At 70.5% G+C, this 22,914-nt stretch carries 13 protein-coding genes; 8 read left to right on the plus strand and 5 right to left on the minus strand.

What is annotated here, in order from left to right:
• Positions 1 to 52 precede the first annotated feature (52 nt).
• The 3 genes from AOM00_RS07820 to AOM00_RS07830 all read right to left on the minus strand — a co-directional run bounded on the left by AOM00_RS07820 (position 53) and on the right by AOM00_RS07830 (position 11,823).
• Positions 53 to 10,633 carry a CshA/CshB family fibrillar adhesin-related protein gene (locus AOM00_RS07820; protein ID WP_156159089.1) on the minus strand — a complete coding sequence of 3,527 codons (10,581 nt, stop codon included), beginning with the start codon at positions 10,631 to 10,633 and terminating at the stop codon, positions 53 to 55.
• Between the two features lie 234 nt (positions 10,634 to 10,867).
• Positions 10,868 to 11,380 carry an LURP-one-related/scramblase family protein gene (locus AOM00_RS07825; RefSeq protein WP_062517257.1) on the minus strand — a complete coding sequence of 171 codons (513 nt, stop codon included), beginning with the start codon at positions 11,378 to 11,380 and terminating at the stop codon, positions 10,868 to 10,870.
• 161 nt (positions 11,381 to 11,541) lie between these two features.
• A complete protein-coding gene (locus AOM00_RS07830; RefSeq protein WP_062517258.1) occupies positions 11,542 to 11,823 on the minus strand; it encodes a hypothetical protein in 282 nt (93 codons plus the stop codon).
• A 130-nt stretch (positions 11,824 to 11,953) separates the two neighbouring features.
• Between AOM00_RS07830 and AOM00_RS07835 the strand changes: the two genes are divergently transcribed.
• A complete protein-coding gene (locus AOM00_RS07835) occupies positions 11,954 to 13,285 on the plus strand; it encodes a flavin monoamine oxidase family protein (RefSeq protein ID WP_062517259.1) in 1,332 nt (443 codons plus the stop codon).
• Here AOM00_RS07835 and AOM00_RS07840 read toward each other — a convergent pair.
• A complete protein-coding gene (locus AOM00_RS07840; protein ID WP_062517260.1) occupies positions 13,282 to 13,761 on the minus strand; it encodes a hypothetical protein in 480 nt (159 codons plus the stop codon). The genes AOM00_RS07835 and AOM00_RS07840 overlap by 4 nt on opposite strands.
• A gap of 239 nt (positions 13,762 to 14,000) precedes the next feature.
• Here AOM00_RS07840 and AOM00_RS07845 point away from each other — a divergent pair, with 239 nt between their 5' ends.
• The 4 genes from AOM00_RS07845 to AOM00_RS07860 all read left to right on the plus strand — a co-directional run bounded on the left by AOM00_RS07845 (position 14,001) and on the right by AOM00_RS07860 (position 18,657).
• Positions 14,001 to 14,435, plus strand: a complete 435-nt coding sequence (locus AOM00_RS07845; protein ID WP_062517261.1) for a VOC family protein — start codon at positions 14,001 to 14,003, stop codon at positions 14,433 to 14,435.
• A gap of 5 nt (positions 14,436 to 14,440) precedes the next feature.
• Positions 14,441 to 15,082, plus strand: a complete 642-nt coding sequence (locus AOM00_RS07850; RefSeq protein WP_062517262.1) for a winged helix-turn-helix transcriptional regulator — start codon at positions 14,441 to 14,443, stop codon at positions 15,080 to 15,082.
• Between the two features lie 162 nt (positions 15,083 to 15,244).
• Entirely contained in the window at positions 15,245 to 16,807 is a 1,563-nt protein-coding gene (locus AOM00_RS07855; RefSeq protein WP_228373443.1) for an SDR family oxidoreductase, read from the plus strand.
• Positions 16,804 to 18,657, plus strand: a complete 1,854-nt coding sequence (locus tag AOM00_RS07860; protein WP_062517264.1) for a DEAD/DEAH box helicase — start codon at positions 16,804 to 16,806, stop codon at positions 18,655 to 18,657. Before AOM00_RS07855 ends, AOM00_RS07860 begins: the two co-directional genes overlap by 4 nt.
• A 51-nt stretch (positions 18,658 to 18,708) precedes the next feature.
• Here the strand turns inward: AOM00_RS07860 and AOM00_RS07865 are convergent, their stop codons facing one another.
• The gene (locus tag AOM00_RS07865; protein ID WP_169746824.1) at positions 18,709 to 20,364 is read right to left on the minus strand and encodes an alpha/beta-hydrolase family protein; all 1,656 of its coding nucleotides are present in this window, start codon (positions 20,362 to 20,364) and stop codon (positions 18,709 to 18,711) included.
• Positions 20,365 to 20,499: 135 nt separating this feature from the next.
• Here AOM00_RS07865 and AOM00_RS07870 point away from each other — a divergent pair, with 135 nt between their 5' ends.
• The 3 genes from AOM00_RS07870 to AOM00_RS15425 all read left to right on the plus strand — a co-directional run bounded on the left by AOM00_RS07870 (position 20,500) and on the right by AOM00_RS15425 (position 22,834).
• Entirely contained in the window at positions 20,500 to 22,023 is a 1,524-nt protein-coding gene (locus AOM00_RS07870) for an SDR family NAD(P)-dependent oxidoreductase (protein WP_062517266.1), read from the plus strand.
• Between the two features lie 5 nt (positions 22,024 to 22,028).
• A complete protein-coding gene (locus AOM00_RS07875; RefSeq protein WP_062517279.1) occupies positions 22,029 to 22,256 on the plus strand; it encodes a putative acetyltransferase in 228 nt (75 codons plus the stop codon).
• Positions 22,257 to 22,483: 227 nt separating this feature from the next.
• The gene (locus tag AOM00_RS15425) at positions 22,484 to 22,834 is read left to right on the plus strand and encodes a hypothetical protein (RefSeq protein WP_156159090.1); all 351 of its coding nucleotides are present in this window, start codon (positions 22,484 to 22,486) and stop codon (positions 22,832 to 22,834) included.
• Positions 22,835 to 22,914: the final 80 nt, after the last annotated feature.

Consider the following 22,914-nt stretch of genomic DNA (forward strand, 5'->3'; position numbering starts at 1 on the left):
TAGCGGCGCGGACCCGGGACCTTCCTGGTGCGAAAGGCCCGGTACCGTCGCCTCACCGCGCCCCGAGGCGACGACGCTGCCAGGCGCCCGTGCCGTACACCGCCGCGCCCGCTCCGAGCAGCACCGCAGCGAGCGCCGCCCAGAGTCCCACGCGCTCGGGACCTGTGCTGCCGAGCACGCCCCCATCACCGCCCGCGCCTCCGACGTCGCTGGTGTCCACGGTGGTCTCTGTGGAGCATGCGTCCTCGCTCACGCACGACCCGCCGACCTCGCCATCGGGCGTCACCAGGTTCAGCAGGGTGCCGTCCCCCGTCACGGGATCATCGATGGTCACGGAGTACAGCACGGAGACCGTGCCTCCGACCTCGAGCGGTCCGGTCCACGTGAGCGTGGGCTCGGACACCGTGACGGTGCCGGCCGAGGCCTCGGCATCGCCGTTGTAGGTCGCATCGTCGAGGACGTCGCTGAGATCGTCGGTGAACGATGCCGGGTCATCGTCCGTGTACGCGGCGGTGCCCGTCGAGGTCACCGTCACGAGGTAGCGGACCTCGTCGCCCGGGGACGCGACCGTCGTGTCGACGATCTTCTCGACCTCGAAGAGGCGGATCGGGGTGATCACCTGGCAGCCCTCGGGCATGTCCGGGATCGCCGCTGCGACCGGGGCGGACTGACGGAGGAAGCCGAGCGGCATCACCACCGGGCAGTTGGACTCGGGCGGGCCGAGGACGGCGTTGGCGAGCGTGATGTCACCATTCGGCGGGTCGTCGACCGTCACGGAGTAGGTGATGGTCGCTGACTCCCCCGCCGCGAGCGGTCCCGACCAGGACAGCACCGGCTCAGCGTAGGACACCGCGCCGCTGTCCGCGGCGGCGTCGCCGTTGTACGTCGCATCGTCCAGCACGCCCGTGAGGTCGTCGGTGAAGGCGGCGGGGTCCTCCTCCGTGTAGTCGCCCGTCCCCGTGGACGTCACCGTGATGCTGTACGTCACCACGTCGCCGGGCTCGGCGGCGTCGACGTCGGCGACCTTCTCGATCTGGAGGAGGCGGATGGGTGTCACCACGTGGCACTCGTCAGGGAGCTGGGCCTCGCCGTCGTCGCGCGGCGTCGCCACGAAGCAGTTGGACTCGGGCGGACCCAGCACCGCGTTGTCGAGCGAGGCGTCGCCCCCCGGGGGGTCGTCCACCGTGACCGAGTAGGTGATGGTGGCGGTCTCCCCCACGCCGAGCGAACCGGTCCACGTCAGGGTCGGCTCCGCGTAGGACACGGAGCCGGTGTCTGCCGTCGCGTCGTCGTTGTAGGTCGCGTCATCGAGGATCTCCGTGAGGTCGTCGTCGATCCGCGCCGGGAACAGGAAGGTGTACGGCACGGAGCCCGCGTTGGTCACCTCGATGGTGTAGGTCACCGTGTCCCCGACCGTGACGGCGCCCTCCGGGTCCGCGGTCTTGACGATCTCCATGGCGCGGAGCGTGTGGTGCTCGATGCAGTCGGGGTCCTCCGACTCGGGATCGGTGCAGTTCGACTCCTCCGGACCGATCACCACGTTGTCGATCTCGCCGTCGCCCGTGACGGGCTCGTTGACGGTGACGGTGTACGTGATCGTCGCGGTCTCCCCCGGCTCGAGCGACCCGGACCAGCTGAGCTCGGAACCCGCGACGGAGGCGTCACCGATGTCCGCGGTCGGGCCGTCGGTGAGCGTGGCGTCGTCGAGGACGTTCGTGAGATCGTCCGTGAACGCCGCAGGCTGATCCTCGGTGTACGGCACCTGACCGGTGTTGGTCACGGTGATGGCGTACGTGATCGTGTCGCCCGGCTGCACCCGGACCCCGCGATCGGAGGTCTTCTCGAGCGCGAGCGCCTTGATGGGCACCTCGACGATGCAGCCCGTCTCCGTGCCGTCGTCGCAGTTCGACTCCGGCGGACCCACCACCGCGTTGCCCAGCACGCCGTCCCCGGTGAGCGGATCGTTCACCGTGGCCGAGTACGTGAGGGTCACCGTCTCCCCGACACCGATCGGCCCGAACCAGCTCAGGACCGGCGCGGCGTAGGTGAACCCTCCTGCCGACGCCGTGAAGTCGCTGTTGAGCGTCGCGTCATCGAGCATCTCGCTCATGTCATCGGTGAACGTCGCCTGCGTGTAGTCGACCTGGCCGATGTTCGTCAGGGTGATCGTGTAGGTGATCGTCTCGCCGGGCAGCATCTCGTCGTCCGGGTCGGCCACCTTGGTGATCTCGAGCGCCTTGACGGGCACCTCCGTGGTGCAGCGCTCCACGCCGTCCTCAGCGGCGCCGTCGTCGCAGTTGGACTCCGGCGGACCCACCACCGCGTTGTCGAGCAGCCCGTCACCGGTCAGGGGCTCGTTCACCGTCACCGAGTACGTGATGGTGGCGGACTCGCCCGCCGCGAGAGCGCCCTCCCAGCTGAGGAGGGGTGCCGCGTAGGACGGCGTCCCCACGTCTGCCGCCTCGTCGTCGTTGTAGGTCGCATCGTCGAGCACCGCCGTGAGGTCGTCCTCGAAGCCCGCGGGCGCATCGTCTGTGTAGTCCGCCTGACCGATGTTCTCCACCGTCACCGTGTACGTCACCGTCTCGCCGGGCAGGACCTCGTTGTCCGGATCGGCGACCTTGGTGATCTCGAGCGCCTTGATGGGCACCTCCGTGGTGCAGCCCTCTTCTGTGCCATCGTCGCAGTTCGACTCCGGCGGACCCACCACCGCGTTGTCCAGCAGCCCGTCGCCCGTGAGCGGATCGTTCACCGTCACCGAGTACGTGATGGTCGCGGACTCGCCCGCCGCGAGCGCCCCCTCCCAGCTGAGGATCGGTGCGGCGTAGGACGGCGTCCCCACGTCTGCCGCCTCGTCGTCGTTGTACGTCGCATCGTCGAGCACCGCCGTGAGATCGTCCTCGAAGCTCGCCGGATCCTCATCCGTGTAGTCGGTCTGCCCGGTGTTGGTCACGGTCACGGTGTACGTGACCACATTTCCCGGGAGGACCTCCGCGGCCGGCGCCGCCTGCTTGGTGATCTCGAGCGCCCGGATCGGGTTGGGCTCGACGCAGTCCGGATCCGTGGAGTCCACGCTGTCGCAGTTGGACTCGGGCGGCCCCACCACCACGTTGTCGAGCACGCCGTCGCCGCTCAGCGGCTCGTTGATGGTCACCGAGTAGGTGAGCGTCACGCTCTCCCCGACGTCCAGCGGCCCCTCCCAGCTGAGCACCGGCTCGGTGTAGGAGGGGGTCCCTCCCGTCGCCGTCGCATCGTCGTTGTACGTGGCGTCGTCGAGCAGATCGGAGAGGTCGTCCTCGAGGCTCGCGGGCGCATCCGCGGTGTAGTCCACCTGTCCGGTGTTCGTCACGGTGATCGTGTAGGTGACCACGTCGCCGGGCAGCACCTGTCCGTCGCTGTCCGAGGACTTCACCAGCTCGAGCTCGCGCACGGGCACCTCGGTGGTGCAGCCCGTCTCCGTACCGTCGTCGCAGCTCGACTCGGGCGGACCCACCACCGCGTTGTCCAGCAGCCCGTCACCCGTCGGCGGATCGTTCACCGTCACCGAGTACGTCACCGTCACCGTCTCGCCAGCAGCAAGCGCCCCCTCCCAGCTGAGGATCGGTGCGGCGTAGGAGGGCGTGCCGGAGTCGGCCGCCTCGTCGTTGTTGTAGGTCGCGTCGTCGAGCACCGCCGTGAGGTCGTCCTCGAAGCTCGCGGGCGCATCGTCCGTGTAGTCGACCTGGCCGATGTTCTCGACCGTCACCGTGTACGTCACGGTCTCGCCGGGCAGCACCTCGTCGGCCGGGTCTGCGACCTTGGTGATCTCGAGTGCCTTGACGGGCACCTCCGTGGTGCAGCCCACTTCCGTGCCGTCGTCGCAGTTCGACTCCGGCGGACCCACCACCGCGTTGTCCAGCAGCCCGTCGCCCGTGAGCGGTTCGTTCACCGTCACCGAGTACGTGATGGTCGCGGACGCGCCTGCCACGAGAGCGCCCTCCCAGCTGAGGATCGGTGCCGCGTAGGACGGCGTCCCCACGTCTGCCGCCTCGTCGTCGTTGTAGGTCGCATCGTCGAGCACCGCGCTCAGGTCGTCCTCGAAGCTCGCCGGATCGTCATCCGTGTAGTCCGCCTGGCCGATGTTCTCCACCGTCACCGTGTACGTCACGGTCTCGCCGGGCAGCACCTCGTCGTCCGGATCGGCGACCTTGGTGATCTCGAGCGCCTTGACGGGCACCTCCGTGGTGCAGCCCTCTTCTGTGCCGTCGTCGCAGTTCGACTCCGGCGGACCCACCACCGCGTTGTCCAGCAGCCCGTCGCCCGTGAGCGGATCGTTCACCGTCACCGAGTAGGTGATGGTGACGCTCTCACCGGCGGCGACCGGCCCCGTCCAGCTCAGCGTCGGTGCGGCGTAGGACGGCGTCCCCACGTCTGCCGCCTCGTCGTTGTTGTACGTCGCGTCGTCGAGGACCTCGCTGAGGTCGTCCGTGAACGTGGCGTCGAAGTAGTCCACCTGCCCCGTGTTGGTGACGGTCACCGTGTAGGAGACTGTCCCTCCGGGCAGCACCTCGCCTGCGGGATCCGCGGTCTTCTCGATCTCGAGCGAGGCGATCGGCACCGTGACCTCGCACTCCGGCCCCGCGTCGTCCGCATCGCAGTTGGACTCAGGCGGCCCCACCACGGCGTTGGTCAGCAACCCGTCTCCGCTCGGCGGGTCGTTGACGGTCACGGTGTACGTGACGACCACGGTCTCGCCCACGTCGAGCGGCCCCGACCAGGACAGGACGGGCTCCGCGTAGCTGGTGCTTCCGCCCGTGGCCGACGCGTCGTCGTTGTAGACCGCGTCGTCGAGGACGTCGGAGAGGTCGTCGGTGATCGAGGCGGGGTCCTCCGCCGTGTACGGCGCCTGGCCCGTGTTGGTGACGGTGATCGTGTAGGTGATCTCGTCCCCGGGCTCCGCGCTTCCCACCGCGTCGGAGTACTTGACGATCGCGACGGCCTTGACCGGCACCTCCGTGGTGCAGCCCTCTTCTGTGCCGTCGTCGCAGTTCGACTCCGGCGGACCCACCACCGCGTTGTCCAGCAGCCCGTCGCCCGTCGGCGGATCGTCGACCGTCACCGAGTACGTGACGGTGACGCTCTCGCCTGCGGCGAGCGCACCCTCCCAGGACAGCACAGGCTCGGCGTAGGACGGCGTGCCCGAGGATGCCGCCTCGTCGTTGTTGTAGGTCGCGTCATCGAGGACGGCAGTGAGGTCGTCCTCGAAGCTCGCGGGCGCATCGTCCGTGTAGTCGACCTGGCCGATGTTCTCCACCGTCACCGTGTAGGTCACGGTGCCACCCGCGGGCACCTCACCGGTGGGGTCGGCGACCTTGGAGATCTCGAGCGCCCTGACCGGCACCTCCGTGGTGCACGGGTCCTCCGTGCCGTCGTCGCAGTTCGACTCCGGCGGACCCACCACCGCGTTGTCGAGCAGGCCGTCGCCGCTCATCGGGTCGTTCACCGTGACGGAGTAGGTCACGGTGACGGTCTCACCGACCGCGAGGGCGCCCTCCCACGACAGGACCGGCGCGGCGTAGGACGGCGTCCCCCCGTCCGCAGCCTCGTCGTTGTTGTAGGTCGCGTCATCGAGCACCGCCGTGAGGTCGTCCTCGAAACTCGCCGGAGCATCGTCCGTGTAGTCGACCTGACCCGTGTTGGTCACGGTGACGGTGTACGTGACCACGTCACCGGGGAGGGCCTCGTCCTCGGGGTCCGCCGTCTTGGAGATCTCGAGCGCCTGCACGGGGTTCGGCTCGACGCAGTCGGGGTCCGTGGTGTCGGCGCTGTCGCAGTTCGACTCGGGCGGACCGACCACCACATTGGCGAGGATGCCGTCGCCGCCCGGCGGGTCATCCACCGTGACCGAGTAGGTGATGGTGACGGTCTCGCCGGCCGCGAGCGCTCCCTCCCAGCTCAGGATCGGGTCGGCGAAACCGACCGACCCCGAGCTCGCCGCGGCGTCGCCGTTGTACGTCGCGTCATCGAGAACATCGGAGAGGTCGTCGGTGATCGACGCCGGATCGTCGACGGTGTAGTCGGTCTGTCCCGAGTTGGTCACGGTGATGGAGTAGGTGACCACGTCGCCCGGGAGGGAGCTGCCGTCCCCATCCGAGGACTTGACGATCTCCAGGGCGCGCACGGGGACCTCGGTGGTGCAGCCCTGCTCCGTCCCGTCGTCGCAGTTCGACTCCGGCGGACCCACCACCGCGTTGTCCAGCAGCCCGTCGCCCGTCGGCGGATCGTTCACCGTCACCGAGTACGTGATGGTCGCGGACTCGCCCGCCGCGAGAGCGCCCTCCCAGCTGATGAGGGGTGCCGCGTAGGACGGCGTGCCGGAGTCGGCCGCCTCGTCGTTGTTGTAGGTCGCGTCGTCGAGCACCGCGGTGAGGTCGTCCTCGAAGCTCGCCGGGTCATCGGCCGTGTAGTCCGTCTGCCCGGTGTTCGTCACCGTGACCGTGTACGTCACCACGTCGCCCGGGAGCGCCTGATCCGCGGGGTCGGCGGTCTTGAGGATCTCAAGAGCGCGCACGGGAACCTCGGTGGTGCAGCCCTCCTCTGTGCCGTCGTCGCAGTTCGACTCCGGCGGACCCACCACCGCGTTGTCCAGCAAGCCGTCACCCGTCAGCGGATCGTTCACCGTCACCGAGTACGTCACGGTCACGCTCTCACCTGCCGCGAGCGCCCCCTCCCAGGACAGGACCGGCGCGCTGTACGAGGCCGTCCCGGAGGACGCCGCCTCGTCGTCGTTGTAGGTCGCGTCGTCGAGCACCGCGCTCAGGTCGTCCTCGAAGCTCGCCGGGTCATCGGCCGTGTAGTCCGTCTGCCCGGTGTTCGTCACGGTCACCGTGTACGTCACCGTGTCTCCGGGCGCCACGGCGTCCGCAGGCGAGGCCGTCTTGACGATCTCGAGCGAGCCGATGGGCACGGTGGTGGTGCAGTCCGGATCCGTCGAGTCCAGCTCGCAGTTGGACTCGATCGGCCCGACCACCGCGTTGGTGAGCAGCCCGTCACCCGAGGGCGGATCGTTCACGGTGACCGAGTAGGTGATGGTGACGCTCGCGCCGACCGCGAGCGGCCCGTACCAGCGCACCTCGGGGGCGGCGTAGTTGGGGACGCCGCTGGTGGCCGCGAGGTCGCCGTTGTACGTCGCGTCGTCGAGGACATCCGAGAGGTCGTCCTCGAAGTAGGCGAGCAGGTAGTCCGCCTGACCGGTGTTGGTGAGGGTGACGGTGTAGCTGACGGTGTCGCCGGGCACCACCTCGCCCGTCGGCGAGGCCGTCTTGACCATCTCGAGCTGGCGTACGGGCACCTCGGTGGTGCAGCCCTCCACGCCTGCCTCAGCGGCGCCGTCGTCGCAGTTGGACTCCGGCGGACCCACCACCGCGTTGTCGAGCAGCCCGTCACCGCTGATCGGGTCGTTCACGGTGACCGAGTACGTGATCTCGATGCTGTCACCGGCGGAGAGCGCTCCCTCCCAGGACAGGATCGGGTCGGTGAACCCGACGGTCCCCGACGGTGCGGCACCGTCGCCGTTGTACGTCGCGTCGTCGAGCACCGCCGTGAGATCGTCCTCGAAGCTCGCGGGGGCATCGTCCGTGTAGTCGACCTGGCCGATGTTGTCGACCGTCACCGTGTACGTCACGGTGTCGCCCGGGCGGACGGCGCCTCCGGGGTCGCTCACCTTGGTGATCTCGAGCGCACGGACCGGCACCTCGGTGGTGCAGCCTTGCTCCGTGCCGTCGTCGCAGTTCGACTCCGGCGGACCCACCACCGCGTTGTCCAGCAAGCCGTCACCCGAGAGCGGATCGTTCACCGTCACCGAGTAGGTGATGGTGACGCTCTCCCCCGCCTCGAGCGGCCCCTCCCACGACAGCACCGGGTCGGAGAAGGACACGGAGCCGGAGCCCGCCGAGCCGTCGCCGTTGTACGTCGCATCGTCGAGCACCGCGCTGAGATCGTCCTCGAACGATGCAGGGTCGCCGACGGTGTAGTTGAAGGTCCCGGTGTTCTCGACGGTGACGGTGTAGGTCACGGTGTCGCCCGGCAGCACCTCGTCCACGGGGTCGGCGGACTTGGTGATCTCGAGCCCGCGGATCGGGTCCGGCTCGATGCAGTCCGCGTCCTGCGTCTCAGCCGGGTCGGTGCAGTTGGACTCCGGCGGCCCGACCACCACGTTGTAGAGGTTCCCGTCGCCGCTCACGGGGTCGTTCACCGTCACGGAGTAGGTGATGGTCACCGACTCGCCCGGCTCGAGCGCGCCCTCCCAATGCAGGGTGGTGCCGGCGACGGTCACCGTGCCGCCCGTCGCCGAGGCGTCGCCGTTGTAGGTCGCGTCGTCGAGGACGTCGCTGAGGTCGTCGTCGATCGCGGCCGGGGAGTCGGCGGTGTACGCCACCTCGCCGTTGTTGGTGACCGTGACCTCGTAGGTGATGGTGTCGCCGGGCAGCGCGCTGTCCGTGCCGTCGGAGCTCTTGACGATGTCGAGCGCACGGATGGGCACCTCGGTGGTGCAGCCCTCCTCGGTCCCCGTGTCGCAGTTGGATTCGGGCGGGCCCACCACCGCATTGTCGAGCAGCCCGTCGCCGGACGGCGGCGAGTTCACGGTCACGGAGTACGTGACCGTCACGGAGTCGCCCGCAGCGAGGGCGCCCTCCCAGTGCAGGGTCGGGGACGTGAACGATGCGGTCCCGGAGGAGGCCGTCGCGTCACCGTTGTACGTCGCATCGTCCAGCACGCCCGAGAGGTCGTCGTCGAACGACGCCGGCGCATCGGTCGTGTAGTCGGCAGGACCCGGGTTGGTCACGGTGACCGTGTAGGTGACGGTGTCCCCGGGCGCGGCCTCGTCGTCCGGGGACACGGTCTTGAGGATCTCGAGCGCTCGGATGGGGAGCTCGACGGTGCAGTCGGGGTCGCTCGAGCCGTCGGCACAGTTGGACTCCTCCGGCCCGACCACGGTGTTGCTCAGCAGCCCGTCGCCCGAGACCGGGTCGTTCACCGTGACCGAGTACGTGATGTCCGCGGACTCGCCGATCGCGAGCGCGCCGGTCCAGCTGAGAACCGGGTCCGCGTAGCTCGCCGTACCCGAGGACGCGGCCTCATCGTTGTTGTAGACGGCGTCGTCGAGCACGTCGCTGAGGTTGTCGGTGATCGATGCGAGGCCGTTCTCGTCGTTGTAGTCGACCTCGCCCGTGTTGGTGACCGTGATGGTGTAATCGACGGTGTCGCCGGGCAGCGCGGAGTCCGCGGGGTCGGCGCTCTTGGTGATGGTGAGACCCGGGTCGGGGAGGTCGACGTAGATGGTGTAGTCCTCGACCTCGCCGCGGCCGGTGATCCCGTCCGGGTTCTCGGACAGGTTCGCGCCGGGTGTGGTGCGCAGCCGCAGGTAGGTCGGATCGTCCACGGTCTGGACGGCATCGTCCGGCACGATCCAGGACAGGTGCGCGTTGCCGTCCACGCACTCGACGGCGCCGGCCCGCTCCGAGCCCTGGAACGTGCCGTCGAAGTTCCAATCGACCCAACCAGAGACATAGCCCGGTCCCACGCACGCGACATCGAGGTCGTACGGCTCTCCGTAATCGGTGTCGAGCACGCCAGGAGGCGAGATGCCGTCCTCGTCCGTCGCTGGATTTCCCGTGTTGTCGTCGTAGTCGGCGCCGGGGCTGCCGAGGTAGAGCGCATCCGAGTCGACGGTGGAGCCGAGGATGGGGACGTAGCCGCCCGGGGTGCCGAGCACGAACGACTCGTCGGAGACGTTGGTGTCGCCGCCTCCCACCGTCCCCCCGCTCCAGGTGGACTGGAGCAGCGAGCCCGCCGAGCCGTAGCTGAGGGGCGCGTCGCCGAAGTCGGCCTCGAAGACCACGCCCAGGGCCACGGCGCTGTAGCCGCCGCCGTGCATCTGGACGTGCGCCCCCGTCGCGCCCTCCATGAACCCGACCGCGATCGGGCCGTAGGTGTTGTTGACCTCGGAGCACTGGGTGTCATCCGAGGCCAGGCGAAGCGTGTTGCCCGACACGGTCGCGATCGTGGAGGTGTCGCACGCGCGCGTGCGGTCGATCACACGCCAGGTCGCGTTCTGGTTGGGCGTCGCCTCGACGTACTCGCCCTGGCGGAAGTTGTTGCTCTCCGCATCGGCGACCACGAGCCCCCGGACCTCGACCTCCTCGTCTCCCAAGAAGACCGAGCAGTCGAAGTCGAAGTCGACCGTGCCGGCGTTGTCGACGTTGGCGATGCCCGAGACCAGCTGGTTCGCCCCGTCGATCCCTCCGATGTTGTACAGGTTGTCGAGCGCGTCGCCACGATAGTTGCCCGGGCGGTATGCACGGATGGGCCCGACCACGTTGGTGATGGTGCAGGTGGTGGTGAGGGTCTGGAGGCCGATCGTCCTCGTGTTGCTCCTGGTGGTGCCGGACGGGATCGACTCGCCGTCCGCGCCCCACTCGAACCAGTCGATGTAGCCCGGGTAGAGCCCATCGCCGCCCTCGGCATAGCGCGCCTCCGAGGGCGCACCCACGGTGACGAGCGTGGTCACCGCGAGCACGAGCAGCACCCCTAGCGAAGCGAGCATGCGCTGCGGCGTCCGCAGCGCAAGCGCTCTCCTGTTGTTGCGGTTCACGCTGATCCCCCTGCACCTTCGGCGGAATTCATCAACCGTAAGTCGGGGTGTGGACAACTGCGAGTTTTAGGACAATCAGGTATAACCGCACCATTGCGGCGCGCGAGAGGGGCGCGGCGCGCCCACGTTCCGACGCGCAGCCTCGACCTCGGACGCGCTCAAGCGCCGCGGCGTGCGTCGAAGGCGATCAGCGTGCAGAGACGGCTCGCAGCATGGCCCGTCGGAGACGCGACCTCAGTCGCGCTCGACCCATCGGTCGATGGCCCAGACGATGGCGAACGCAAGGCCCGGCTCGACGCCGTCGCGCACGTCGATCGTGTACTTGTCGCGCACGGTGAGCCACTTCTGCGTGATCTGCGCCACCAGCCGGCCCGCCTCATCCCGGAGCGAGTAGTCCTTCTCGATGACGTTGCCCTCGAGCAGCCACTGCTGCCCGGAGGCGAGCGTGACGTCGATCTTGTCCTTGATGAACTTGAACGGCTGGGCGTGCAGGTGCGCGACCTGCGCGCCTGCGGCGTCGGTGACGTCCATCCGCTTGGGGATCCCCATCATCCGTCCGGTGACGTCGAAGAGCTTGGTCCCCGATGCGTCGAGCACGTCCGCGCGGGGCCGCGGCCCCATCTTGCCGTCGACCAGGAACAGCTCAGCCTCCGTCGTCGGCTCGAGGATGCGGAAGTCGCGCCCCGCGCCGAACCTGCTCTTCATCAGGAACCGGGTGAAGCCCTCCGGTACGACGACCTCGGACATGTGGCCTCCTCGAGCGCGGGTGGTCCCACTCTAGGACGCCATCGCACCTGATGGACAGGCTCAAGCGGCGTTGCCGAGGTGCCCGGCGATGCGGTCGAGGCGCGCCGCCACGAACGTCCAGACGCAGACATCGAGGCGCATGACGACCGGCGGGCGGCTCGCTAGACCTCCTCGAGCCTCAGCCCGTCGATGGGCTGCTCCTCCCACACCGCGAAGGGATCACCGGCGACCGCCGCACGGGCCACGGGGGCCAGACGCTCGTAATCCTCCCGCGAGTCGAAGATCGCGAGCCCGACCAGACGCGACGAGTCCTGATCCGCGAGCGTGCGGATCTCCCTGAGCCCGGACATCCCACGAATCGCGTCGCCGTAACGGTGCATGGAGTCGATGAGCGCCGCACGATGCTCCAGGTGAGGATGGTGCACCGACATCAGGATGTACATGCGTTCACGTTACGGGCGGCCATGAGCCCGCGCGAGAGGGGACCCGGTTCGAAGCCGATCTCGTCCCCGCCGTGCCCGCCGTCCACTAGGGTCGCTGGCACACGCCACCATGACAGGAGCCGAGCCACCGATGCAGCCTGCCGACACCATCGTCATCGGGGCCGGCGTGGCCGGGCTCACGGCCGCGCGCCTGCTCGCCGCCACGGGACGTACCGTGGTGGTCCTCGAGGCGCGGGACCGCGTGGGCGGCCGGGTCTGGACCGAGCACGCGGATGGGCGCCTCACCGACCTCGGCGCGTCGTGGATCCACGGCGTCGAGGGAAGCGCGGTCGCCGCGGCGGCCGCTGCGTTCGGGATGCCCACCGTCGAGTTCACGGTGGGCGGGTATCAGGTCGACAGCCGCCCGATCGCCTACTACTCGCCCTCCGGGGCCCGCCTGTCGGAGGCCGATGCAGCGCGGTTCGCGGCCGATGTGCACGCGGTCGATGCCGCGCTGGCTGCCGCGATCGCCGGCGCAGGGGCAGGTGACTCGTACCGCGACGTCACGGAGACGGCCATCGCCGTCCAGGGGTGGGATGCCGAGCGGGCGCAACGCGTGCGTGAGCATCTCGAGCACCGCTCCGAGGAGCAGTACGGGGCCTGGATCGCGGACCTCGCCGCCCACGGCCTGGACGACGACTCGATCGCGGGCGACGAGGTGGTCTTCCCGCAGGGCTACGACGTGCTGCCGCGCCGGCTGGCCGAAGGGCTCGAGGTGCGGCTCGAGCACGTGGTGACACGGGTCGAGTGGTCGGCCGCCGGGGTCCGCGTGCTCACCGACCGCGGCGACCTCACCGCACGCAGCGCGGTGCTCACGGTGCCCGTCGGCGTCCTCAAGGCAGGCGCCGTCGAGATCGACCCGCCGCTCCCGGAGCCCGTCGCCGGCGCGCTGTCGCGCCTCGAGATGAACCGCTTCGAGAAGGTGGTCCTGCGCTTCCCCACGCGCTTCTGGGACAAGGACGTCTATGCGATCCGTCAGCAGGGACCCGAGGCGAGGTCGTGGCACTCGTGGTACGACCTCACCGCTCTGCATGGGGAGCCGACGCTGCTGACCTTCGCGGCAGGACCCACGGCGCGCAAGATCACCGGCTGGGACGATGCCCGCGTGGCAGAGTCCGTCATGGGCCAGCTCCGGAGGCTCTACGGGGACCGCGCCGTCGACCCGATCGCGATACGCGTCACCGCCTGGCATGCGGATCCGTACGCGCGGGGCTCGTACGCGTACATGGCCGTCGGCTCGACCACCGCGGACCACGACGCGCTCGCCACGCCGGTCGGAGGCGTGCTGCACCTCGCCGGCGAGGCCACCTGGACGGACGATCCGGCGACGGTGCCGGCAGCCATGCTCTCCGGGCACCGCGCCGCGACGCGCATCGCGGGCCGGGACCTGCCGATCGAGCACCTCTGGGCCGAGCGCGACTAGGCCACGCGCTCCGCAAGCCCGATCGACATCCCGCCGTGCGCCTCGCTGCAGATGATCAGCAGGTGACCCGACCGGGCCGTGCCGGTCATCGGCGCCTCCGTGGCACCCGGGGTCCCGGTCTCCGCGACCGCTCGCGAGACCAGCGTGGCGTCCTCGCCCAGGGACGCCACGATGTGCCGGGCCAGCACCTCGAGCTCCTCCACCGCCGCGTCGCCCGAGGCGTCGAGCACCATCAGCCCCTCGGTCCGGTCGTCGAGCCGCCCGCCGAGGTCCAGGAAGTGCTCGAGCTCCGCGACATTGGCGTCGAACGCCGCGTCGAGCGAGCTCGCGTCCGGCGCGCCCGGCTGCGCGGCGACGGGTGCATCGTGCAGGAGCAACGCTCCGCAGGTCGTCGCGAGCGCGAGCACCACCGCGATGCCGCTGCCGGCCCAGATCCCCGCACCCGGCGCCTCGCCGCGCTCGACCGCCTTCTCCATGATGACCACCTCGGCTCGGTGCGGCCCCTCGGGCCGCCTCACCACCAGGCTCCCGGCGCGAGGCGCTTCGCACATCGTCCGGCCGCAGGAACCTGCGCCTGCTGCATCCGCGGTACGTGACCTGGCGCCGGCATCGTCCCCCGCAGATCGCCGAACGGGAGCAGCACCCTTGACCGTGTACTTGCTTTTTGCAAGTGTGGCTTCTGTCCACTTCATTCGGACCCTGGGGAGGGACCACCATGACCGCGATCTTCGTGAACGTCCCGGTGACCGATCTGGAGCGCGCCAAGGCGTTCTACACGGCCGTCGGCTTCACCATCAACCCGCTCTTCAGCGACCACAACGCCGCGTGCGTGGTGGTCGAGGACGATCACGCCTACTTCATGATCGTCACCCGCGACTACTTCCAGACGTTCACCGACAAGCCTCTGGGCGACCCCGCGGTGAACCCGTGCGCGTCGACGTCGCTGTTCCTCGAGTCCCGCGACGCGGTCGATGCGACCATCGCGCAGGGGCTCGCCGCCGGCGGGACCGAGGACAAGCCCGCCACGGACTACGGCTTCATGTACCAGCGCCAGATCACCGATCCCGACGGCAACATCATCGAGTTCGGCTACATGGATCCCGTCGCCGCGGCGCAGGGTCCCGAGGCGTTCATGAACCAGCAGGCCTGAGGCCGATGGCCGCACGGGAGTACGGGCAGTACTGCGGCGTCACGCGAGCCCTCGAGCTCGTGGGCGAACGGTGGGCCCTGCTCATCGTGCGCGACCTCCTGGTCGGGCCGCGCCGCTACGGAGAGCTCGCCGCGGGCCTGCCCCGCATCCCGAGCAACATCCTGGCGGCGCGGCTCAAGGAGCTCCAGGCCGCCGGCGTGATCCGGCGCATCCCGCGGCTTCGGGTGGTGGTCTACGAGCTCACGCCGTACGGGCGCGAGCTCGAGCCCGTGGTCCTTGCGCTCGGCGCGTGGGGCCACCGCGCCCTCGGTGAGCCTCGCGAGGAGCAGATCGTGACCCCCGACTCCATGGCGATCGCGCTGCGCTCCGCCTTCCGCCCCGGCGCGGCGGCGGAGCTTCCCGGGACGGCCTACGCGGCGCGCTTCGACGAGGGCTCGCTGCTCATCCGCGTCGACGGCGGCGCGCTCGCGCTCACCCGGGGCGACGGGCCGGTCGACCTCGCGATCGCGGGTGGGCCGGGGATCCACCGCCTGCTCACCGGCGACCTCGCTCCCGCGCTCGCCCTCGAGACGGGCGCCGTCGAGGTGCTCGAGGGCCGTGAGGCGCTGCTCGCGCGATTCGCGCGGACGTTCCGGCTCGCCGCCTGAAACCGTGGCCGCCCGGCCTCGGGAATGTCACGCCCGCCCCGGACGGTTGCCCTGGAGTCACGCACCGTCGCGACGCCTGACCCGGGAAGGGGGACCGTGAGCGAGACCGCGGAGAACACCCCGCCCAACAGCCCCTTCGGCACGGAGGAGGACCTGCGCGCGATGCCGGGACCGGACGGGCGTGTGCCGCTGGTCCTGGTCCTCGGCGCCACCGGGTACATCGGGGGGCGGCTGGTGCCCCGCCTGCTCGCGGGCGGCTACCGCGTCCGCATCCTCACGCGCTCCTCGCGCCGCGTGTCCGCCCTGCCGTGGGCCGCGGACGTCGAGACGCTCGAGGGCGACGCCGCGGACGCCCCCGCCATGGATCGCGCGATGGAGGGCGTGGACCTCGTCTATCACCTGGTCCACTCGATGCACAGCGGACGCGACTACGGCCGGCTCGACCGGGCGATCGCGCACAACGTCGCCCGGGCGGCCACGGCGCACCACGTGGGGCGCATCGTCTACCTCTCCGGCCTCCATCCCGAAGGCGTCGAGCTGTCCGCGCACCTCGCGTCGCGCCAGGAGGTGGGCGAGATCCTGCTCGCCTCCGGGACGCCCACGCTCGTGCTTCAGGCCGGCGTGGTGATCGGCTCCGGATCGGCGTCGTTCGAGATGATCCGGCACCTCACCGAGGTGCTGCCGTACATGCCCGCACCCCGCTGGGTGCGGAACCTCATCCAGCCCATCGCGGTCCGCGACGTGCTGCACTACCTCCTGGCCGCGGCGCGTGCCGCGCCCGGGGCGCAGGGCACGTATGACATCGGCGGGCCCGACGTCATGCGCTACTCGGAGATGATGAACGGCTACGCCGCGGTGGCGGGGCTCCCGCGGCGCGGGATCACGGCGCTCCCGGTGCTCACGCCCGGGCTCGCCTCCCACTGGGTGGGGCTGGTCACGCCCGTCCCCAGCAGGATCGCGCGCCCGCTGGTGGAGTCGGTGCTGCACACGTGCGTGGTGAAGGACGATGCGGTGGACGCGGTCATCGCGCCGCCGCCGGGCGGCCTGACGGGGTACCGCGACGCGGTCCGCCTCGCGCTGGGCCGCATCGAGATCGACGACGTCGAGACCAGCTGGGTCGACGGGCGCGTGCTGGGCGCGCCGAGCGACCCCATGCCCAGCGACCCGGACTGGGCGGGCCGCACCGTCTTCAAGGACGCGCGTAGCAAGCCCACCACTGCCGACCCCGCCGAGGTGTGGCGGGTGATCACAGAGATCGGCGGCGCGACCGGCTGGTACTCGGCCTCGGTGCTGTGGGCGGTGCGTGGGCTCATGGACCGCGTGGTCGGCGGCGTCGGCCAGCGCCGTGGCCGGCGCACCCAGGCCGAGCCGCGCGTGGGCGACGCGATCGACGTGTGGCGCGTCGAGCACGTCGATCCGGGTCGGCTCCTGCGCCTCCGCGCCGAGATGCGCGTGCCGGGGCGGGCGTGGCTCGAGCTGGGCGTCGAGCCGGCCGACGGCGGCGCGGTGTACCGCCAGCGGGCCGTCTTCTTCCCGCGCGGGCTCACCGGGAGGCTGTACTGGCTGTCGGTGCTGCCCTTCCACGGGCTGGTCTTCAGCGGCATGGTGAACCGCATCGTGGCCGAGGCGGAGGGCGCCGAGGCCGCCGATGCACACCCCGCGGCTGAGGCTTGGTGCAATCTCGGTCCCCCAGCGGGACCCAGGCCGCCTACGGTGGTCACATGACCACCGAGAACGTCGAGAACGACGCGGCCGACGCCCCCACCCAGACCTTCGCCGACCTCGGCCTCGACGGACCGATCCTCAAGTCCCTCAAGTCCGTCGGCTACGAGACCCCATCGGCGATCCAGGCCGAGACCATCCCGCTGCTGCTCACCGGCCGCGACGTGGTCGGCCTCGCGCAGACCGGCACCGGCAAGACCGCCGCGTTCGCCCTCCCGATCCTGGCGCGGCTCGACAAGGCCCAGAAGGCGCCGCAGGCGCTCGTGCTCGCACCCACGCGCGAGCTCGCGCTCCAGGTCTGCGAGGCCTTCGAACGCTACGCCGCGGACCTCAAGGGCGTCCACGTGCTCCCCGTCTACGGCGGCCAGGGCTACGGCGTCCAGCTGTCCGCGCTGCGCCGCGGCGTCCACGTGGTGGTCGGCACGCCGGGCCGCATCATGGACCACCTGGACAAGGGCACGCTCGACCTGTCCGAGCTCAAGTACCTGGTGCTCGACGAGGCCGACGAGATGCTGAAGATGGGCTTCGCCGAGGACGTCGAGACCATCCTCGCCTCCACCCCGGACGACAAGCAGGTGGCGCTGTTCTCCGCGACCATGCCCGCCCAGATCCGCCGGCTGTCGCAGCGCTACCTCGACGACCCTGCCGAGGTCACGGTCAAGCGCAAGACCACCACGTCCGCCAACATCACCCAGCGCTACCTGGTGGTCGCCTACCAGCAGAAGATGGACGCGCTCACGCGCCTGCTCGAGGTCGAGAACTTCGAGGCGATGATCGTCTTCACGCGCACCAAGAACGACACCGAGACCGTGGCGGAGCGCCTGCGTGCGCGCGGCCTCGCCGCCGCCGCGATCAGCGGCGACGTCGCGCAGGCCCAGCGCGAGCGGACCATCAAGCAGCTCAAGGACGGCAAGCTCGACATCCTCGTGGCCACGGACGTCGCGGCGCGCGGCCTCGACGTCGAGCGCATCACGCACGTGGTGAACTTCGACATCCCGATCGACACCGAGTCCTACGTCCACCGCGTGGGCCGGACCGGCCGCGCGGGCCGCACCGGCGACGCGATCAGCTTCATCACGCCGCGCGAGCGGCGCATGCTCACGGCGATCGAGAAGGCGACCCGCCAGCCCCTCACCGAGATGCACTGGCCCTCCGCCGACGAGGTCAACGCCACGCGCCTCGCCCGATTCGACGACTCGATCACCGCGGCGCTCGAGCAGAGCGACCGCATCAGCCGGTTCCGCGACATCGTCGCCCACTACGTCGAGCACCACGACGTCCCGGAGGCCGACGTCGCCGCGGCGCTCGCGGTGGTCGCCCAGGGCGACACCCCCCTGCTGCTCGACCCGGCCGACGAGCCCAAGCGCGCATCGTTCGCGCCCGAGCGCGCATCCCGGGATCGCGGCCGGGACGATGCGCGGGGCGGCCGTGACGAGCGTCGCGGGCGCGGACCCAGCGAGGGCTTCACCACCTACCGCATCGAGGTGGGCAAGCGGCACAAGGTCGAGCCCCGGCAGATCGTGGGCGCGCTCGCGAACGAGGGCGGCCTGGCGCGCGGCGACTTCGGCAAGATCACCATCCTTCCCGAGTTCTCCCTGGTCGAGCTGCCCTCGACGCTTCCCCCGTCGGCGCTCCAGCGCCTCGGTGGGACCCGCATCTCCGGGCGTCTCATCGACATCCGTGAGGACGCCGGGGGCCCGTCGCGCGGCGGCCCGCGTGGAGGCCGCTCGGGCGGCGACCGTGGCGGCAGGTACGGGAACGACCGTGGTGGGCGCTACGGCAACGACCGCGGACCTCGCGACGACCGTGGCGGGCGCGGCGACCGCGGTCCGCGCAAGCCTCGCTGGGACTGACGTCGATGCGCGGTGCGGGCACCCGGAACCCGGGCACCCGCACCGCGACCGTCAGTTCGCGACCGGCGAGAACGTGTCGTAGGCCTCGATGACGGTGCGCACCCGCGCCATGGCCTGGTCGCTCAGACCGGCGTCCCCGGTCACCTCGCGAAGCGCGTCGACGGCGAGGTTGCCGTACTTGTGGCCGGCATCCTCCGGGACCGCGGTGGACAGGATCAGGTCGATCACGCCCTGGAACGCGGTGACCACCGGGATCCACACCATGTCCTCGGACACGGACTCGGAGCGCTGGCCCGACCGCAGCCATGCCGGCTCGGACCAGATCACGCTCGGGCCGATCCACACCACAGGGTCGGTGCCGTGCTGGAGGTACGCGACGCGAGTCTCCTCCCACGGGCTGTCGGGCGACTCGAGCCCACCCCACGCATCGGCCCACCGTACGTGGAGCCCTTCGTCCAGCACCGGCAGCGCATACGGGCTGCCCGCGTCTCGCGCGTCCTGAAGGTCACTCCACACGCGCGTGAAGGAAGGCGTGCCGGCAAGCACCGCGCCCTCGGTGGATGCGAGCAGGTCCTCGGCATCGCTGTACGCCGACTGGATGCCGAAGCTGCCCAGGCTCAGGCCGTAGACCACCAGCTGCGGGCGGTCGCCCTCGGGCAGCCCTTCCCACCACGCGGTCACCGCCTCGACCAGGGCGGTGGTGCCGTCCTGGGACAGGTCAGGCGTGAGCAGCGCCGAGATCGGGCTGCCCGTGGCGCCGTACTGCATGGCCACCAGCGCGGTGTCCCCCGCGTGCAGGTACTCGAAGCCGTCGATCGCGGCCGGATCGAGCCATCCCGAGCCGGTGGTGCCCGCGATGAGGAGCACCTCGCGATCCGCTGCACCCGTGCGCTCGAGCTCCTCGACGGCGAGGGCGGCGCGCTCCTCGAAGGATCCCGGCACGTCGATGCCGACGTACACGCGGATGGGGTCCATGGCGTCGAGCCCGGTGACCGCCGCGATCTCCTCGCGTGTGGGTCCGCCGCCCACGATCTTCGCGCCGGCCTGGCCCACCTGGTCCCACGCGATGAGGCTCTCCTCGCTGCCCGAGCGCAGGGCGCTGGTGGGCTGCGGGTACTCGGGGTCGTACTGACGGTTCTTGCTCTCGGAGGCGACCGTGAGCAGGAAGGACAGCAGCGACAGCCCGATCGAGAACACGGCCAGCATGGCCACCACGGTGCCCGCTCCGGACATGGTCGAGTGCGCGCGCGGCCGCGTCCCGCTCCAGGGCATGCGCGGCTCGATGAGCCCGTGCAGGCGGCGGTAGCCGCGCGCGACGCCGTTGCCGATCGCGAAGGCGAGCCACGCACCGAGTAGGTAGGCGACGCCGGCGACCAGCCAGTCGAAGCCGCTCGTGTCGGGCATCCCCACAGCCTCGCGCACCGAGTTCTGCCAGCCGATCGCGAACGGCATGATCACCGCGGCACCCGCGAGGCCGATGAGCGTGACGATCCATACGGGCGCGTCGGCGGCCGTGGGCAGGCGCCCGCGCGAGAGGCGCGCGATGCCGCGCCACGCGACCACGCCGATGCCGTAGCCGACCGCGAAGGCCAGGCCGGACACGAAGCCCTGCCCCCAGGCGGGCCGCGGCAGCAGCGATGGCGTGAGCGACAACGCCAACGCGATCAAGCCCACCGTGGCGCCGGCGATGTCGAGCCGAGCCTTCATGCGTGACATCCCGATCACAGGCGTCCTCCCTCGTTGACGCCACACTAGCGGGCGCGATGCCCGGAATGTCGCGCAGGGCGGGCACCGCCCGGCAGCCGCCGATCACCGCCCGCCCGCTTCGGTAGGATTGAGCGGGTGTCCACACCCGCCTCGTCCCCCGCCGGACGGCACCAGATCGACCCTGATGAGCTCGCGACCACGCTGCGCGTCCTCGCCTCCCTGAGCGACGTCGACGAGGCCGACCCCGACTTCGTCACGGTGCGCAACGCGACCGCGGCGATGATCAAGGCCGTCAAGGCGAGCCGCCGCCGCGAGCGGCGCAACGCGATCAACGTGGCCGACTCCGCCATCGTCGCGGCGACCGCGACCGGCGCGTCGGACCGCATCGACGACGAGACGCGAGGGCTCACGCTCGAGGCCCGCGCCGCGACCCCGACCGTCGGCACGTACGCGAAGGCGCGCCCCTGCTACATCTGCAAGCAGAAGTACACGCAGGTCGATGCGTTCTATCACCAGCTGTGCCCGGCGTGCGCGGAGACGGGCCATCTCAAGCGCCACGCGCGCACGGACCTGCGTGGCCGTCGGGCGCTCCTCACCGGCGGACGAGCGAAGATCGGCATGCACATCGCGTTGCGCCTGCTCCGCGACGGCGCCGACCTGACCGTGACCACGCGCTTCCCCCGAGACGCGGTGCGCCGCTTCGCCGCGATGCCCGACGCCGCGGATTGGCTCCACCGCCTGACCGTGGTCGGCATCGACCTGCGCGATCCCGCGCAGGTGGTGGCGCTCGCGGACTCGGTCGCGGCGGCGGGCCCGCTCGATGTGCTCATCAACAACGCCGCCCAGACGGTGCGCCGCTCCCCCGGCGCCTACGCGCCGCTCGCCGATGCCGAGGAGGTGCCGCTCGCGCCCGGCCTCTGGCCCGAGGGCGCCGGACCGCGCCTGCTCACGCTCGGCCGGACCCACGACGCGCATCCGCTCAGCATCGAGTCCTCGGTGGCCACCCATCCGCTGCTTGCCTCCGCGCACCTGGCGGAGACGGGCGCGCAGCAGGAGGCCCAGCGGCTCACGGACCTGGCCCTCGCACCCGGGTCCTCGTCCCTCGAGAGGCTTGCCGACGGCACCGCCATCGACGCGGGCGGACTGGTGCCCGACCTGCACGACTCGAACTCGTGGGTGCAGGCCGTCGGCGAGGTCACCCCGATGGAGCTCCTCGAGGTGCAGCTGTGCAACTCGACCGCGCCGTTCATCCTCATCAACCGCCTGCGGCCCTCCCTTGCCGCGGCGGCCGCCGCATCGTCCTCGGGACGTTCGTATGTGGTGAACGTGTCCGCGATGGAGGGCGTGTTCGAGCGGGGCTACAAGGGGCCGGGGCACCCGCACACCAACATGGCGAAGGCGGCGCTCAACATGCTGACGCGCACCAGCGCGCGGGAGATGTTCGAGTCCGATCAGGTCCTCATGACCAGCGTGGACACCGGCTGGATCACCGACGAGCGCCCGCACCCGACCAAGGTGCGGCTCGCGGAGGAGGGCTTCCATGCGCCGCTGGACCTGGTCGACGGCGCGGCGCGGGTCTACGACCCTGTGGTGCGCGGCGAAGCGGGCGAGGACCTCTTCGGGGTGTTCCTCAAGGACTACGCGCCGTCCAAGTGGTGAGCTCCATGATCCGCCTCCCCGCCCCTGGACACCGCGTGGTGGTGCGCTACCTCCTGCCCACGGGAGAGGCGACCGACGCGCTGGGTACGCTGCTGAGCGTGTCCGCCAACGGGGTGGTCGTCGAGGGCAAGCGCGGCACCGTGCGCATCGCCGGCGACTCGATTATCGCCGCCAAGGAGGTCTCTCCGGCTCCTCCGGCACCGGGTCCGCGGCCCACGGAAGGTCGTGGCTAGCATCGCCCCACGGGGGACATGACGGTGCATGCCGCGGTGGCGGCGACGCCGGCGACGCGCGACCGGTACGTCGACCTGGTGCGGGGCGGGTCGCTGCTGGGCGTGGTGCTGGCCACTTCCTGATGGCGGCGGTGGTGCTCGCACAGCTGCACGTGTTTACACGCTTGCGTGACAGGGACCGGACCGGATGCTTGAATCGGCTTGATGGCTGATGACGAGGGGGAACCGTGTCCAACACGCGCAAGTCCGCTGCGGCGGTCGCATCGGTGGTCGTAGCGGGATTGCTCGCGGGCTGTGGGGGCGGCGAGTCCGAGGAGTCTCGTGGTCCGCAGCCGATCGTGGGCGCAGAGTCAAGCGCAGGGGCACTTACCGTGACGGTCGACACGTGCCACGGCGACCCTGAGGTGGATGTGGTCGAGACCCAGGCTGACGTGACAGTCACGGTGACCTCGACCTACCGGAACCCGAACGATGCTTGCCTGGACGTCATCGAGGTTCCGATTGCTGACCCGTTGGGTGACCGGGTGCTCGTGGATGGAGTGACAGGCGATGCAGTGGAGGTAGTGCTCGTCGGCTGAACGCGCGTCGTCTGCGAGGTGCGGCGGTTGTGGATGACAAAGGTCATCACGCTTGGCCGTGCTGGCACCGGCGAGGCCGT

This window comes from Demequina gelatinilytica (assembly GCF_000971115.1).
Taxonomy (GTDB): Bacteria; Actinomycetota; Actinomycetes; order Actinomycetales; family Demequinaceae; genus Demequina; species Demequina gelatinilytica.

What these genes read in the sequence shown, in the direction of transcription:
- AOM00_RS07835 (WP_062517259.1), top strand. Translation starts at nt 11,954, where the DNA reads ATGCAGCCTGCCGACACCATCGTCATCGGGGCCGGCGTGGCCGGGCTC.
- AOM00_RS07865 (WP_169746824.1), bottom strand. Translation starts at nt 20,364, where the DNA reads ATGAAGGCTCGGCTCGACATCGCCGGCGCCACGGTGGGCTTGATCGCG.
- AOM00_RS07855 (WP_228373443.1), top strand. Translation starts at nt 15,245, where the DNA reads ATGCCGGGACCGGACGGGCGTGTGCCGCTGGTCCTGGTCCTCGGCGCC.
- AOM00_RS07845 (WP_062517261.1), top strand. Translation starts at nt 14,001, where the DNA reads ATGACCGCGATCTTCGTGAACGTCCCGGTGACCGATCTGGAGCGCGCC.
- AOM00_RS07850 (WP_062517262.1), top strand. Translation starts at nt 14,441, where the DNA reads ATGGCCGCACGGGAGTACGGGCAGTACTGCGGCGTCACGCGAGCCCTC.
- AOM00_RS07830 (WP_062517258.1), bottom strand. Translation starts at nt 11,823, where the DNA reads ATGTACATCCTGATGTCGGTGCACCATCCTCACCTGGAGCATCGTGCG.
- AOM00_RS07875 (WP_062517279.1), top strand. Translation starts at nt 22,029, where the DNA reads ATGATCCGCCTCCCCGCCCCTGGACACCGCGTGGTGGTGCGCTACCTC.
- AOM00_RS07825 (WP_062517257.1), bottom strand. Translation starts at nt 11,380, where the DNA reads ATGTCCGAGGTCGTCGTACCGGAGGGCTTCACCCGGTTCCTGATGAAG.
- AOM00_RS07860 (WP_062517264.1), top strand. Translation starts at nt 16,804, where the DNA reads ATGACCACCGAGAACGTCGAGAACGACGCGGCCGACGCCCCCACCCAG.
- AOM00_RS07840 (WP_062517260.1), bottom strand. Translation starts at nt 13,761, where the DNA reads ATGGAGAAGGCGGTCGAGCGCGGCGAGGCGCCGGGTGCGGGGATCTGG.